This window comes from Segatella hominis (assembly GCF_004535825.1).
Classification (GTDB): Bacteria; Bacteroidota; Bacteroidia; order Bacteroidales; family Bacteroidaceae; genus Prevotella; species Prevotella hominis.
Map to the genome: position 1 here is coordinate 94,534 of NZ_SGVY01000006.1, position 15,276 is coordinate 109,809.

Genomic DNA, 15,276 nt, shown 5'->3' on the forward strand with positions numbered 1-15,276 from the left:
ACTTCAAATATTATAACTATTTACCCTTATAACCACCCACTGCAGTAGAAGGGTCAAAATCCTCACCTTCTTTTGGGAAAGAAGGCACAAAACGCATTTCATGCTCTATCTGGCGTTGGCGCTTCTTCATATAAGCGCTCGGATTCTGGGAATCAAATTTTCTTGGATTAGGAAGCGTTGCCGCTATCAATGCACATTCACTTCTGAAAAGATCAGAAGCCTTTTTATTAAAATGGTATTCGGCCACAGCATCTACGCCATAGATACCATTGCCCATTTCTATACTGTTGAGATAAACCTCCATGATACGTTGCTTACTCCACATCATTTCTATCAGGAAAGTAAAATACACCTCAAAGCCCTTACGGGTCCAAGAGCGACCAGGCCAGAGAAAAACATTCTTGGCAGTCTGCTGACTGATGGTTGAGGCTCCATGAACCTTACCTCCACGGGCATTATTCTTGGCAGCATTCTCGATGGCATTAAAATCAAAACCATGATGCTTCAGAAAACGACCATCCTCGCTGGCCATTACAGCTACAGGCATATGAGGAGAGATTTTGTCCATACTTACCCAATGATGATGCAACGTAATGCTTTCACCATCAGCAACTTGCTGAAAACATCTGATAAACATCAGAGGGGTAAAATAAACCGGTAAGAAACGATATACTACAACAGCAAGAATGGTGGTACTGAAAAACAGCACCACCACCCATCTTAGAATATTTCTAATTCTTTTAAGTATCATTATTTCAATGTTCCGTTATTAGCGGCATTAACCATAGCCTGAGAAGCATAGAGGTAAACCTCTACACGACGGTTCTGAGCACAAGCTGCAGTTGTGTTGACAACTGGGTTAGAAGAGCCCAATCCCTCAACAGTCTTTACCTGATTACGTGTTACACCACAAGAAGATAGATAGCTATAAACAGCATCAGCACGCTTCTGACTCAAAGGCAAGTTGATACCATCATTACCAGTTGCATCGGTATAACCCTGAATAGCAACCTCACAATCAGTATTGCTCTTCAATACACCAGCAAACTTAGCCAAGTCATTCTTAGCTGCGCTGCTCAATGTAGAACCATTAGTAGGGAAAAGGATACCAGAATCGAAAGTTACCTTGACAGCAGCCAAACCATTGGCATCAGTAACCTGCTCTACCTTGGCATTCTCAACAGCCTTAGCCTGCTCAGCCACCTTATCCATATGCTTACCTATCAAAGTACCAGCACCACCGCCAACTGCTGCACCAATAGCTGCACCAACGAGGGCACCTGTACCACGATGGCTATTGTTCAACAAACCACCTACGATAGCACCGAGGGCTGCACCTGCACCAGAACCTACTGCTGCACCTGTACCAGTCTTAGTCTGACAACTACCCAAAACCAACAGCATAGAAAGTGCTGCAACCGAAAATTTCATCTTATTCATATTCAAAATCTCCTATATTTTTGTTATTTAATTGCAAAGATAACTCTTTTTTCTCCATTATGGAGCTTTTTCTAATATTTTTTTGTATTTTTGCATGCAAATTTAATGGTATTTGATGAAAATGGCAAAGGGAAACACCTATTTTGGGTTGGAAAATCCCTATTGTGCACTTTTTCTGAAGATATTTTACTCCTAAGAACGGAGCGAAGATATCTGACTATACCTATATTATAATATATTTGGAATATTAAAATTTAGAATAATAAAAATGGCTAAGGAACTTAAGAATTTGACCAAGCGTGCTGACAATTACAGTCAGTGGTATAATGACTTGGTAGTAAAAGCTGACCTCGCTGAGTTGTCACCTGTACGTGGTTGTATGATTATCAAACCATACGGTTACGCTATCTGGGAGAAGATGCAGCAGCAGCTCGACAAGATGTTTAAGCAGACAGGTGTACAGAATGCATACTTCCCTCTCCTCATTCCGAAGAGTTTCTTCTCTCGTGAGGCTGAGCACGTAGCAGGTTTCGCCAAGGAGTGTGCCGTAGTTACTCACTATCGCCTCCGTTCTACTGAGGATGGTACAGAGGTAGAGGTAGATCCTAATGCAAAGCTCGATGAGGAATTGATTATCCGCCCTACATCAGAGACTATTATCTGGAACACATACAAGAACTGGATTCATTCTTGGCGCGACCTCCCTATCCTCTGCAACCAGTGGTGTAACGTGATGCGTTGGGAGATGCGTACTCGTCCTTTCCTCCGTACATCGGAGTTCCTTTGGCAGGAGGGTCATACCGCTCATGCCACTAAGGAAGAGGCAGAGGCAAAGGCTCAGGAGATGCTGAAGGTTTATGCTGACTTTGCAGAAAACTACATGGGTGTTCCAGTTTTACAGGGTGTAAAGTCTGAGACTGAGCGTTTCGCTGGTGCATTGAACACATATACCATTGAGGCTATGATGCAGGATGGCAAGGCTCTCCAGAGCGGTACTTCCCACTTCTTGGGTCAGAACTTCGCCAAGAGCTTCGATGTTACTTATTTGAACAAGGAAAATAAGCCTGAGTATGTATGGGCTACTTCTTGGGGTGTTTCTACCCGACTGATGGGTGCCCTCATCATGGTTCATAGCGACGATAATGGTTTGGTATTGCCTCCAAAGTTAGCTCCTATCCAGGTGGTTATCATCCCTATCAACAAGGGCGAGGAGCAGTTGGCTCAGATTACAGCTAAGTTGCAGCCTGTTATCGACCAACTCCGCGAGCTGGGCATCTCAGTGAAATATGATGACAATACTGCTAAGCGTCCAGGATTCAAGTTTGCTGACTACGAGTTGAAGGGTGTTCCTGTGCGTCTCGCTATGGGTGGTCGTGACTTGGAGAACAACACCATCGAGATTATGCGCCGTGATACACTCGAGAAGGAGAATGTAAGCTTCGACGGTATCGTAGAGCGCGTAAAGGATATGCTGGAAGACATTCAGAAGAACATCTTCGAAAAGGCTCGTGCTTATCGTGATGCTCACGTTTATGAATGCGACAACTACGAGGAGTTCAAGGAGCGCGTGAAGAAAGGTGGTTTCTTCCTCTGCCACTGGGATGGTACAGCCGAGACCGAGGCAAAGATCAAGGAGGAAACACAGGCTACTATCCGCTGCGTGCCTTTCGCTTATGAGCAGACACCTGGTGTGGATATGGTAAGCGGCAAGCCTGCTGTGGCTCGTGTCATCATCGCAAGAAGCTACTAAAAAGTAGATTCCAATCATGCATAGATTTAATATCATAGATTTCTATGATAAATAAAATAGAGATTCTATCCTATCGAATCCTATAAATAATAAAAGGTGAATGAGAATAATTCTCATTCACCTTTTATTATTTATTGTCAACTCAACTGAGTCTTTGAATACTTGACTACCCCTTATGGAATCAGCAAAGAAGAATCTCCGTAACTCAAGAAGCGGAAATCGTGACTTAAAGCATAATCATATACTTGATGCCAATCACCATGCAGGAAGGCGCTGACCAACAACAAGAGAGTACTCTGTGGCTGATGGAAATTAGTAACCAGCATCTTCACTATCTTATAGGTATATCCTGGAGCTATAATAATCTGTGTACTGGAATGCAGTGCCTCCAATCCATTCTTATCCAAATAATCTACGATAGCCTGAATAGCCTGCATCGGAGTAATATCATCTACAAGACCACCATCACGACCATCATCATAAGGATCCCACTGTTTCACATGCAAATCCTCTTCATTGGCCTCTGGATGTTTCAACAGATGAACACCCATATAATAAAGACTTTCAATCGTACGAACACTGGTAGTACCCACAGCTATCACCTGACAATCATGGTGAAGCAGTTTTTCCAAGCTACGACGATGAACAACGATATACTCCGTATGCATCTGATGCCCCTCGATCTCCAAACTCTTGACCGGTTTGAATGTACCAGCACCAACATGAAGAGTCACTTCTTCTCTGTCTATACCATGGGCATCCAAATCTGCCAAGACTGCATCTGTAAAATGAAGACCTGCCGTAGGAGCAGCTACACTACCCTTGATTTTAGAATAAACCGTCTGATAGGTAGTCTTGTCACTCTCCTGAGTTTCGCGATTCAGATAAGGAGGAATCGGCAATTCACCGACTGCCTCGAGAATCTCAGCAAAAGAGATATTTTCATTATCCCAATCAAAGTCTATCCAATAATTAGTTCCACCACCTACAGCTAAAGGAGCAGCCTTGCCGTCAGCACCAGCCTCTCCTCTTCGCATCGTTGCAGAAAGAGTGAGCGAATGACCTTTAATTTCAAAATCGCGTTTCAGGCTACCGTCTTTCCATTTCTTCAGATTACCCACCATACACAACCAAGAACAGTGACCAGTAGTCTGGAACATCAATTCATAATCGGTAGGAGCAGCAGGTTCCATCAGGAAAACTTCAATCAAAGCACCAGTTTCCTTTCTAAAGTGCATACGTGCTTGAATCACCTTTGTATTATTGAATATCATCAAAGCTCCCTTAGGAAGATAATCTGGCAGATGATAAAAGACATCATCACTGACCACACCATGCTTATAGACCAAAAGTTTGGAATGATCTCGCTGAGCTATAGGGAACTTGGCGATTCGCTCATCTGGCAAACTATAATTGTAATCACTAATTTTAATATGTTTTGTATCCATTTTCAATTTATTCTTTATATTCCAATCACCATACAATATTTCTCACATTACATTAAAATCCACTCATCATGATACAGGCACGCAAAAGCACATAGACGAGGATGAACATAATAACACCCATCACAAAATCCAAATCATCGTGTGCATAGCCCGTACTTGTATATTGATTGGAAATGTATTTAATCTTCGGAGAAATCTTATAGTACAAACGATAATACAGCAGGTAAACCAATATACCAACTACAACTCCCAATACCAGTCCACAGAGAATGTCTGATGGATAATGTACACCTAAATAAAGGCGAGTCCAACAGTTCAACAATGACCAGAAGACCAACGTGAAAGTCATCAGACGACTACGTATCAAGAGAGAGAAAAATACAGCTAATGACATGGTGTTCGCTGCATGGGCAGAACAGAAGCTGAAATCTTTCAGGCGCATATTGTTGACTACCTCTATGGTATATTTGATAACAGGATCATTACTTGGTCTCCAACGGGCAACCAATGGTTTGATAATACCATCTACTAATCCGTCGGAAAAGAAGATACATAGAATAGCCATCAGAACTACCAATCCTATCTGAGACATTGTTTCATTGTTTCTCATTACAATATAAAACAAAGCCAGATAAAGAGGAACCCAGGTCAATCCGGAAGAAAGTAGCCAGACAATCTGGTCCAACAGCATATTACCACTTCCATTAAAGAAGTGAAGCAACGCCAAATCCGCATTTAATAAAAGAGATGCTCCCATATTATATTTCCTCTATTTGTTTGGTCTCTACCCAACCTGTTCGCCCGTCAGCCAGGCGAACACCTCGCCAGTCATCCATAGACTTGTCAGTAATATCAACTCGAGTTCCCTCATGAATGACGAATTGGTCAGAACTTGATTTAGCAGGCGTATTCTTCACATTCACAGTTGGCGCCACCACAATAGCACCCGTGCGGTTTAAGAGAACTTCTTTCTGCTGATATGCAAAGACATTACAGAACAGGAAAATAACCAAGAAGAATATACCACCAAAAAAGCCCATCTTGCGCAAATAGATTTGCGGAGCAAACAGATAGACCAATGCTAAAACCAAAGCTATGATAATCGCTATGATACCAGTCTTTGCCCAGCAATCAACACTGGTATAATTTACTAAAGCCTTATACCATGTCACGAAAAACATCTCGCTTACAGGTGTAATCTTGTCAATCGTCTTGCCACGAACGAACTGAAGATTGAAATTAATATCTTCATCACCAGGAGACAGGAGATGAGCACGCTCGAAAGCCAATACTGACTTTGTGATATTATCCGTACGATAATAAGCATTACCCAAATTATAATAGATCTCAGAAGAAACACCATTTTTCAGGAGATCCTCATAATCCTTGATAGCTTGCTGGTAATTCCCTTTCTGATACTCAGCATCTGCATTCTGCTTGGTTATTGCAGAAGCAGACACAGATGTAAGGAGAAAGAATGCAAGAATCCATATGAAAGAATAGGACTGTCTGTCCTCTTTTGCACGGTTCTTGTGCTCCTTACGCATAGCATTGATTGCGTTTTCTATTTCCATGATTCCTGTCATAGCAGAATTGAAAGTCTTATTCATATTACCAGCAGCATCACCCGGTGCATATCGTTCGAACTCGCACTCATCCAATGCCTGGGTAAATTTATCAATCGTTGAGATGTTGACAGAATGCATCTCTAAATTTTCCGTGATATTCTCACGAGAGAGTTTCTCTACAGGAATATTCAACTTATAGCTCACATAACCCCACAATGCTCGCAAAACTTCATCATAGAATTCATTCTGTTTACCGTGAGACATCAGCTGCTGAGCTTTTTTCAGACGTTTCGTTGCAATCTTATTAGCTTTATTAGAACGAACCTTCACGATATCTGCATTTTCCAAAGCTCGTTTACGGAAGACAACAAGCAAAACAATAAAGGTGATAAGCGGAACGAGCAGACTGGTCCAATATCCAAAACTGCCATAGAACATATCATCCAAATCATGCAACTTGCTCTTTCCTAATTTCAAAGCACGAATATCCTTTGCCTGATCAGAGAAATCCTGTGAACCTCCTGTAGAACCATCGCCTTTAGACACAGTCAGATCAAAGGCCTGAGTCTTGATGGTCTTATATGAATTAGAAGATGTATCGTAATATGTAAATTCTACAGGCGGAATCTTATAAGAACCCTGATTACGAGGTACAACCAAGAAATCATATACCATATTACCTTCAACACCATTGGAGGTCAGGCGAGTCTTGTCGGTTATCTTAGCATCATATTTATCAAAATCTTTCGGCAAAGTAACGACAGGTTGTTTGAGAAGCTTGAGATTTCCTACTCCACCCACAACCACACGGATGGTAACAGGATCACCTGCTTTTACTTCTTTCTTGTCTATACTTGCAGAAATATTAAACTTACCCACACCTCCTGAGAAATTAGCTGGACGAGATGGCAAAGGCAAAACATTGATAGTCATGCCTGGTGCTTTGATATCCTTGTGTACCTCAACATAACCGGAGCCACCATTAAAGAAAGCTTCCATCGGATCCACATTACGATTCTGCTGAACGACGAGACCCTTAAAAGTAATAGACGGAATTTCAAGTTTACCAGTCATCTGCGGATACATGACATACTGGCTCCAGGTCACACACTTATATTGACGGCCATTGACCATTTCACTATGAAAAGCCTTCTGCTGAGGCAAAGCTACCTCCTGAGTATGGAAACCCTTCAAGTCAGGCATTTTTCCTTCCAACTGAGACAAATCAACCAGAGTATATACCTTATAGGTCAACAAGACAGGTTCCTGTTCATGTACCGTTTTCTTATTGGCAGAAACCTTGATGAAAAGATCTCTACCAGAAATAGAAGAACCAGCCTGTCGCATACGAGGTTCATCATCCATATTGGAACTTCCGTGCATATTCGGAGCACCATTGGAATTTCTGGCATGACCAGAAACACTCACCTTAACAGCACGAGAAGCAATTCTCTTACCATTTACTACAGCATGAGAAGACCCTATCGTATAAGAACCATTCTTTGCAGCATACAAAGTATAAGTAATAGTAACGGAAGAAGAAGAACTGGTATGTCCGTTAATCATCTGATAGCTGGACTGCTGGGAAGTATAAGGACCGGCAATCACTTCCAATCCTTCTGGTACTCCGCCCATGCGGAATTCCTCCACATCACGCGTATTAATAGTGTAAGCCAGACGGAAGTTCTCACCCGCCGACACATGAGATGGGGCAGATACAACAATATGCTGAGCTCTGGAACTCAGAGCACAGCAAATAGCAATCACCACCAATATCGCATAACGTCCAATATGTTTCATTATACACATCATAATTTTACTTTTTGAAAAAAGAGTCTTTGATAAGATTCCTATTACCAGTTTTTCTCATAAGAGCGGCTCTTAGGCTGTGACAATGCTTTCTGCATTTTCTGTTTTGTTGCCTTCTCTTGTTGAATAGCTGCATTCAGAAGTTGCTCAGCGTTGTCTTTGCTCATCTTGTCCTGATTACGCTCTTCGTTCTGGTTCTGTTTATTCTTATCCTTGTCGTTATTTTTCTTATTGTTTTTATCTTGTTCGTTATTCTTGTTCTTATTATTCTGGTCTTTGTTTTTATTTTTGTTGTTCTTGTTCTTATTATTCTTATTATCTTTATTATTCTTTTGAGGTTGATTCTTCAGAAGTTTCTTACACAAAGCAAGATTATATCTTGTTTCATTATCCTGAGGATTACATCTCAGAGCCATTTTATAACATTCAATAGCCTTGGCATATTCACGATGGTTTTGCATGATAACACCCATGTTGTGATAACTCTTGGAACGTCTCAGCACATTGGTTTCTTCCTGTGCTGCATGCTGGTACTGTACCATCGCCATGGAATCCTTCTGCTGCATCATCAAGGCACAACCTAAATTATACAATGCCTGGGTATTCTTCGCATTTTTAGATATAGCTTTCCGATATTGGGTTTCAGCCTGAGCCCATTTCTGAGATCGGTATAACTTATTACCCTGTCGAATGAAGGTTCTGTCATTCTGCGCAAATGCAAGTCCGCTATTCACAATCAAGAGAAGAAGCAGGATACTGGTTTTACCCAATTGCGATGATTTGGCAGCCTTTCCCATAGAAAAGGCCTTACCAAAGAACATGACATTTCTCAACAGAGGATTTTTCACTTCCAAAATACAGATTTCTATGATTAAGAGCAATATCACTAAAATACCAACAGCCTGAAACTGTTCGTCATACTCACTGTATATCACAGAAGAAGTATCTCCCTTTTGCAATTTTGTCAGATCATCATTCAGCGTTTTCTCTGCATCGCTGGTATTATCAACATGAATATACTGTCCGCTACCAGCCTGAGCCAATTCCTTGCACATGTTTTCATTCAGGGCAGTCATAACCGTATTACCGGAATGATCTTTCAGATAACCGCCATCACCCATAGGGATAGGCGCACCTGTCGTATTACCAATACCAAGGATAAATACATTAATACCTTTTTTCTTGGCAGCGGCAGCAGCTTCCGTTGCACCTGGTTCATGGTTTTCACCATCAGTAATCACAACGATAGCACGTCCAACATTGTTCTGTTGGGTAAAACTTTTAGAAGCCAAATCAATGGCATCAGCTATATTGGTGCCTTGTGTCTGAATCAGACCAGGGGTAATATTCTGCAAGAACATCTTGGCAGAAACGTAATCGCTGGTAATAGGCAACTGCACAAACGCATCGCCTGCAAAAACAATCAGTCCAATCTTGTCATTGGTAAAATTATCAACCAGATTTTCTACCAGCATCTTACTCTTATCAAGACGGGAAGGAACAACATCCTCTGCCAACATAGAGTTGGAGATATCCAAACAAATGATAGTTTCAATACCCTGTCGCTTATCATGCGAAATCTTGCTACCCATCTGCGGACGAGCCAACATGACAATCAGGAGTGCCAATGCAGACAACAGCAGACAGAATTTCACGGTAGGACGGTATTTAGAAATACCAGGCATCAATTGTTTGAGAAGCTCAGGATCACCCAGCTTCTTCAACTTTGCATGTCTCCTCCCCCATCCTATCAGTCTGATTAAAACCAAAACCGGAAGGATGCATAGCAACCAGAGGAATATAGGATCTTCAAAACGTAACATTTTCTAATCTTTTTAAATCTACAAGAATCGACTTCATGTATAAAATGGAAGTTCGACCTCTTTTTTTTAAGGAATTTTTCTCAACCAGGTGATTCTAAGAAGAATTTCCATGAGCAAAATCAAGAACGCTGCAATAATGAAAGGCTGATAAGCCTCATATCTCTTGGCGAAATGCTTGACGTTCATCTTCGTTTTCTCCAGTTTATCAATATCCTGATAGATTTGCTTCAACTCCTTGTTATTGGTAGCTCGATAGAAATTACCATCGGTAGTCTGGGCAATATCCTTCAAAGTCTTCGTGTCTATTTCCACAGGAATATTCACGTATTGAACTCCACCTGCTACAGGTACTGGATATGGAGCAACCTTATTCGTACCGACACCAATGGTATAAACTCTGATACCTAAACTTCTGGCAATTTCTGCAGCTGTCATAGGAGAAATATCACCCATATTATTACTACCATCAGTCAGAAGAATGACAACCTTGCTCTTTGATTTCGAATCTTTCAGACGACTCACGGCATTAGCCAGACCCATACCCACAGCAGTACCATCCTGGATAAGACCTCGGGCAGCTATATCCGTACGAGTATCTTGCAACAGGCGTAAGAGACTCGAATGGTCTGTGGTCATCGGACACTGAGTAAAAGCCTCACCGGCAAAAATCGTCAAACCGATATTGTCATTCGGACGGCCTGATATGAATTCATGAGCAACATCCTTGGCAGCTTCCATACGGTTAGGTTTCAAGTCTTCAGCAAGCATGGATGTAGATACGTCCATCGCCAGCATGATATTAATACCTTCCACCGTCTTGTTGTCCCAGGAATTATGGGTTTGAGGACGAGCCATTGCACAAACAATCAGTACAAAAGAGACGCAGCGCAGAAACATCGGAAGATGAATCAGACGAACACGCAGACTCTTAGGCGCATAAAGATACTGCTTGGTATCACTCATACGCATCGTTGGCTCGTTCTTTCTCCTGTATAGGAAATACCATAATATATAAGGTATCAATAACAGGAGTAACAGAAAGTATCCTTTACTTGCAAATTCCATTTTTTCGTTTTATTAATAACTATCGTCCAACAACCACTGTTAAACAAGTGAAACCACAGTATAGACGATATAAACCAAAATAGCAACAATCGCCAAAGAGCCTGCCCATAAGAGCAACTTGATGACCTTGCGCTGACTCTGAGACTTCTTATCATTCTCACTCAATGTTGGAACAATTTTCTCCTCTACAGGCTTTTCGTCGGTCTTTGTCTGGTCGATAAAGTTGATGGCATTAACGAGATTAGAATCATTTTCATTGATGAGCGTCTCATACTTGGCAAACTTTACCAGATCGGCAGTTCTGAAGAGTTGTCTCAATTCATCAATCATCTTCTGATCACCAGCAGACTGGAGACATTCGATAATTTCGCTACTGGTCATCTCCATAGCGTTAAATCCGAAGCGACCATTGATATATTCACGCAAAGTATTGGTAAGACGGGTATAATACTCTTTCAGATTCTCCTGATTCTCAGAGCGCTGATGCTTGATAGCGTTGATTTCGTTAAGAGCCTTTTCATGAGCAGGAACTCGTTTTACAATACGGAAACTTTTGAGAATTGGTTTATTCTGCTTTAATCTCTGCAAGAGATAACACATTGCACCACAGAGCAATAACATTAATACGCTCAACCAAAAGATTCCACTCCATTCACTCCAGAGGAAAGGATTGTCCTGAACGTCCTTAGGAGGATAGAACTGGTTAGGATGAACTGTATCTACAGGAACCGTAAGTACTTTCAATGCTAAGGGATTACCATGAAAGTCCTTGCCGTTTACCTTTACATTGAGTGCAGGAATCGCATACACATTCTCATCAAAAGAAGTAAGCGTATAGTTGCGACTCACCTGAATGCGGTTACCATCAATCTCAGAAGTATTTTCTTCACTCTGTCCAACAACCTCTACACCAGGTATCAACTGTTGGGAAGGCTTGAAAGAAGGCATTACAATCTTCTGACCACGGTTGGCAGTCACTATAAGATGTAAAGTAGTCTGCTCACCAATGAGAAGTTGCAGAGAATCCAACTTCTGTTCAACACTTTGTGCTGAAGCAGAAAAGGCACTGCAAATCAAGGCGATTGCTAATATAAAACTTTTAACTTTAATCATTAATCCAATATTATATGATTCGCAAAGTATTTATATACTTCAGTCATCGTAATCATTTCATCCTCTCTGCTTGAAAAGCATGAGAAGCGCTTTAGAGAAATCTTCATTCGTAGCAATGGAAGTCCAGTCCACTTTACTCTTGGCAAAAGTATCACGAAGTTTTTCTTCCCGATACATCCAATTGCGAGTATGAGCCAACCTCAATTTCTTGCTACTGGTATCAATATACATTTCATGTCCAGTCTCAGCATCCCTTACCTTCAACAAGCCGATATCCGGTAATGTCTTAGCCCTTAAATCATAAACCTGGATGGCCACTACATCATGTTTCTGATTGGCAATCTGCAGTTTGTGCTGATAATCTTTTTCATCATAGAAATCCGAAATCAGGAACGCAGTGCAATGTCTCTTCATGACACGAGTGAAATATTCCAAGGCAACACCGATATCAGTGCGCTGGCTGTCAGGATGGAAATCCAACATTTCCCTAATGATATAAAGAATATGTTTTCTTCCCTTCTTCGGAGGAATATACTTTTCTATTCTGTCCGAGAAAAAGATAACACCTATCTTATCATTATTCTGAATAGCGCTGAAGGCTAATGTGGCAGCTATCTCTGTAGCCAAGTCACGTTTCATCTGGCAACTTGTACCAAAATCCAACGAGCCACTCACATCGACCAACAGCATGACCGTAAGTTCGCGTTCTTCTTCAAAAACCTTGACGAACGGACGATGGAAACGGGCTGTAACATTCCAATCAATGTCACGCACATCATCTCCGAACTGATACTCCCTTACTTCCGCAAAAGCCATACCCCTACCCTTGAAAGCAGAGTGGTATTGACCTGCGAAAACATTCTGGCTCAATCCGCGAGTCTTGATTTCAATCTTACGAACTTTCTTTAAAAGATCTTGTGTATCCATCAAGGAACCTCCACCTTGTTGATAATTCGGCTTACAATTTCTTCACTGGTTACATCACTTGCCTCTGCCTCATAAGAAAGACCAATACGATGTCTCAAAACATCATGAGCAACAGCTCTCACGTCCTCAGGAACCACATAACCGCGATGCTTGATGAAAGCGTATGCTCGTGCTGCTTTTGCCAAAGAGATACTTGCACGAGGACTGCCACCAAAGGTAATCATATCCTTCAAATCTGCCAGTCCATAACGGTCAGGATAACGGGTAGCGAAAACAATATCAGCAATATACTGCTCAATCTTTTCATCAATATATACCTCATTGACAATGCTACGAGCCTTGAGAATTTCATCAGCAGAAGTAACAGCAGTCACGGTAGGCATACTGCCCTGAATATTTTCACGGATGATAAGTTTTTCCTCTTCCAATGACGGATAATCAATGACAACCTTTAGGAGGAAACGGTCAACCTGCGCTTCAGGCAGCTGATAAGTACCTTCCTGTTCTATAGGATTCTGAGTAGCCATAACAAGGAAAGGATTAGGCAACTTGAAAGTCTGTTCGCCAATGGTAACCTGATGTTCCTGCATAGCTTCCAACAAAGCACTCTGTACTTTAGCAGGTGCACGGTTGATTTCATCAGCCAACACAAAGTTTGCAAAGACAGGGCCTTTCTTTACATGGAAAGACTCATCCTTCTGGGAATAGATCTGTGTACCGATTACATCGGCAGGCAACAAATCTGGAGTAAACTGAATGCGACTATAATCGGCACTAATCAACTGAGACAGTGTTTTAATTGCAAGGGTCTTAGCCAATCCCGGCACACCTTCCAAGAGAATGTGACCATCGGAAAGCAAGCCTATCAAAAGACAGTCAACAAGGTGCTTCTGTCCTACAATGACCTTATTCATGCCAGTTACCAGATTGGTAACGAAATGACTTTGTTGTTCAATCCGGATATTCAATTCGCGGATATCTATAGCTTCTGCCATAATCTATATACTTTTACGTTTAAACTCTAAATTAAAATCGTATTTAATCACTCCAAGATAAGGAGTATTTATTAAAACAATCGCAAAAGTAATCATTTAGCCTCAGATAGACGAATATAGCAATCTAAATAATATTAAAAATGAGAGATATTTTCTTTATTTAAGAAACTTTTGATATTTTGAGCCAAAGAAACAAGCAATAAAAATGGGGAATGTAAGAAACATTCCCCATGAGAATACTATAATCATATATAAATATAGCATCTATAGATTACGCATTCTTGATCCAGTTTACGATCCACTCACCAACCTGAGTGGTACCGTACTGTGCACCGCCCTCAACCTGAATTTCAGGTGTACGGACATTGGCATCAAGAGAGGCATCAACAGCCTTGCGAATCAAAGCACCTTCCTCGTTCAGACCGAAGTGTTCAAGCAACATGGCTGCAGAAAGAATCTGAGCAACTGGGTTGGCAAGATTCTTGCCAGCTGCCTGTGGCCATGAACCATGAACAGGCTCAAACAATGGAGTATGCTCACCCAAAGAGCTGGATGGCTGCAAGCCCATAGATCCTGTAATGCATGAGGTCTCATCAGTCAGGATGTCACCGAAGGTATTCTCTGTTACGATGACATCGAAGAAAGTAGGTTCTGTTAACACACGCATAGAAGCGTTGTCGATAAACATATAGTCGGTATTAACCTCAGGATACTGAGGCTCCATTTCCTTAGCAATCTGACGCCAGAGACGAGAAGAAGCCAAAACGTTTGCCTTATCAACAACAGTCAAGTGCTTATTGCGCTTCATGGCAAACTCGAAAGCTACCTTCAAGATGCGCTCAATCTCAGGACGGGTATAGATATCTGTATCGTAAGCCTTGTCGTTGTCCTGATACTTCTCACCGAAGTACATACCACCGGTCAACTCACGAATGACAACAAAGTCAGCACCCTTCAAGAGTTCATCTTTCAAAGGAGACTTGTGGAGCAAGCAATCGAATGTTGCAACAGGACGTACATTAGCAAAAAGGCCCAACTTCTTACGCATAGCGAGCAAACCCTGCTCAGGACGAACCTTGGCAGTAGGATTGTTGTCGAAACGTGGGTCACCAACAGCTGCGAAAAGCACAGCATCAGCATCCATACAAGTCTTGAAGGTTTCCTCTGGGAATGGATCACCTACCTCATCGATAGCATGAGCGCCGCAGATAGCCTCGTTGTAAGTAAACTCGTGATTGAATTTCTCTGCAATGGCCTGCATAACAGCAACGCCCTGCTTCATAATCTCTGGTCCGATACCATCACCGGCGAGAACTGCAATGTTTAATTTCATCTTAT

12 protein-coding genes are annotated in these 15,276 nt (G+C 41.7%); 1 reads left to right on the top strand and 11 read right to left on the bottom strand.

Translation table 11 applies throughout. The features are described 5' to 3' along the window. Positions 1–16 precede the first annotated feature (16 nt). Together mtgA and EXN75_RS03705 are read right to left on the bottom strand one after the other, a co-directional pair. Complete coding sequence (gene mtgA, locus EXN75_RS03700; RefSeq protein ID WP_118119160.1) at positions 17–751, bottom strand: monofunctional biosynthetic peptidoglycan transglycosylase; 735 nt, start codon at positions 749–751, stop codon at positions 17–19. Then, complete coding sequence (locus EXN75_RS03705) at positions 751–1,440, bottom strand: OmpA family protein (RefSeq protein ID WP_134842819.1); 690 nt, start codon at positions 1,438–1,440, stop codon at positions 751–753. The genes mtgA and EXN75_RS03705 overlap by 1 nt, the downstream gene beginning before the upstream one ends. A gap of 268 nt (positions 1,441–1,708) precedes the next feature. Here EXN75_RS03705 and proS point away from each other — a divergent pair, with 268 nt between their 5' ends. Beyond that, complete coding sequence (gene proS, locus EXN75_RS03710) at positions 1,709–3,190, top strand: proline--tRNA ligase (RefSeq protein ID WP_134842820.1); 1,482 nt, start codon at positions 1,709–1,711, stop codon at positions 3,188–3,190. A 173-nt stretch (positions 3,191–3,363) separates the two neighbouring features. On the opposite strand, the gene EXN75_RS03715 is transcribed toward proS, so the two are convergent. The 9 genes from EXN75_RS03715 to leuB form a co-directional block, all read right to left on the bottom strand. Continuing rightward, positions 3,364–4,638 carry an S-adenosylmethionine:tRNA ribosyltransferase-isomerase gene (locus EXN75_RS03715; RefSeq protein WP_118118302.1) on the bottom strand — a complete coding sequence of 425 codons (1,275 nt, stop codon included), beginning with the start codon at positions 4,636–4,638 and terminating at the stop codon, positions 3,364–3,366. 52 nt (positions 4,639–4,690) lie between these two features. Further along, positions 4,691–5,395, bottom strand: a complete 705-nt coding sequence (locus tag EXN75_RS03720; protein WP_118118300.1) for a phosphatase PAP2 family protein — start codon at positions 5,393–5,395, stop codon at positions 4,691–4,693. A 1-nt stretch (position 5,396) separates the two neighbouring features. Continuing rightward, positions 5,397–8,006 (bottom strand): BatD family protein, encoded by a 2,610-nt coding sequence (locus EXN75_RS03725; protein ID WP_134842821.1) that lies wholly within the window; start codon positions 8,004–8,006, stop codon positions 5,397–5,399. Positions 8,007–8,059: 53 nt separating this feature from the next. Further along, positions 8,060–9,838 (bottom strand): VWA domain-containing protein, encoded by a 1,779-nt coding sequence (locus EXN75_RS03730; protein ID WP_134842822.1) that lies wholly within the window; start codon positions 9,836–9,838, stop codon positions 8,060–8,062. A gap of 66 nt (positions 9,839–9,904) precedes the next feature. Continuing rightward, positions 9,905–10,903, bottom strand: coding sequence for a vWA domain-containing protein (locus EXN75_RS03735; RefSeq protein WP_134842823.1), 999 nt, complete (start codon positions 10,901–10,903; stop codon positions 9,905–9,907). Between the two features lie 39 nt (positions 10,904–10,942). Then, positions 10,943–12,016: a BatD family protein gene (locus tag EXN75_RS03740; protein ID WP_134842824.1), complete on the bottom strand. Its 1,074-nt coding sequence runs from the start codon at positions 12,014–12,016 to the stop codon at positions 10,943–10,945. Positions 12,017–12,073: 57 nt separating this feature from the next. Next, positions 12,074–12,943, bottom strand: coding sequence for a DUF58 domain-containing protein (locus tag EXN75_RS03745; RefSeq protein WP_118118290.1), 870 nt, complete (start codon positions 12,941–12,943; stop codon positions 12,074–12,076). Beyond that, entirely contained in the window at positions 12,943–13,938 is a 996-nt protein-coding gene (locus tag EXN75_RS03750; protein ID WP_022110574.1) for an AAA family ATPase, read from the bottom strand. The genes EXN75_RS03745 and EXN75_RS03750 overlap by 1 nt, the downstream gene beginning before the upstream one ends. A 271-nt stretch (positions 13,939–14,209) precedes the next feature. Beyond that, a complete protein-coding gene (leuB, locus tag EXN75_RS03755) occupies positions 14,210–15,271 on the bottom strand; it encodes a 3-isopropylmalate dehydrogenase (protein WP_134842825.1) in 1,062 nt (353 codons plus the stop codon). Between the last annotated feature and the right edge of the window lie 5 nt (positions 15,272–15,276).

What these genes read in the sequence shown, in the direction of transcription:
- EXN75_RS03735 (WP_134842823.1), bottom strand. Translation starts at nt 10,903, where the DNA reads ATGGAATTTGCAAGTAAAGGATACTTTCTGTTACTCCTGTTATTGATA.
- proS (WP_134842820.1), top strand. Translation starts at nt 1,709, where the DNA reads ATGGCTAAGGAACTTAAGAATTTGACCAAGCGTGCTGACAATTACAGT.
- EXN75_RS03750 (WP_022110574.1), bottom strand. Translation starts at nt 13,938, where the DNA reads ATGGCAGAAGCTATAGATATCCGCGAATTGAATATCCGGATTGAACAA.
- EXN75_RS03730 (WP_134842822.1), bottom strand. Translation starts at nt 9,838, where the DNA reads ATGTTACGTTTTGAAGATCCTATATTCCTCTGGTTGCTATGCATCCTT.
- EXN75_RS03745 (WP_118118290.1), bottom strand. Translation starts at nt 12,943, where the DNA reads ATGGATACACAAGATCTTTTAAAGAAAGTTCGTAAGATTGAAATCAAG.
- EXN75_RS03720 (WP_118118300.1), bottom strand. Translation starts at nt 5,395, where the DNA reads ATGGGAGCATCTCTTTTATTAAATGCGGATTTGGCGTTGCTTCACTTC.
- EXN75_RS03715 (WP_118118302.1), bottom strand. Translation starts at nt 4,638, where the DNA reads ATGGATACAAAACATATTAAAATTAGTGATTACAATTATAGTTTGCCA.
- EXN75_RS03725 (WP_134842821.1), bottom strand. Translation starts at nt 8,006, where the DNA reads ATGAAACATATTGGACGTTATGCGATATTGGTGGTGATTGCTATTTGC.
- leuB (WP_134842825.1), bottom strand. Translation starts at nt 15,271, where the DNA reads ATGAAATTAAACATTGCAGTTCTCGCCGGTGATGGTATCGGACCAGAG.
- EXN75_RS03740 (WP_134842824.1), bottom strand. Translation starts at nt 12,016, where the DNA reads ATGATTAAAGTTAAAAGTTTTATATTAGCAATCGCCTTGATTTGCAGT.
- EXN75_RS03705 (WP_134842819.1), bottom strand. Translation starts at nt 1,440, where the DNA reads ATGAATAAGATGAAATTTTCGGTTGCAGCACTTTCTATGCTGTTGGTT.
- mtgA (WP_118119160.1), bottom strand. Translation starts at nt 751, where the DNA reads ATGATACTTAAAAGAATTAGAAATATTCTAAGATGGGTGGTGGTGCTG.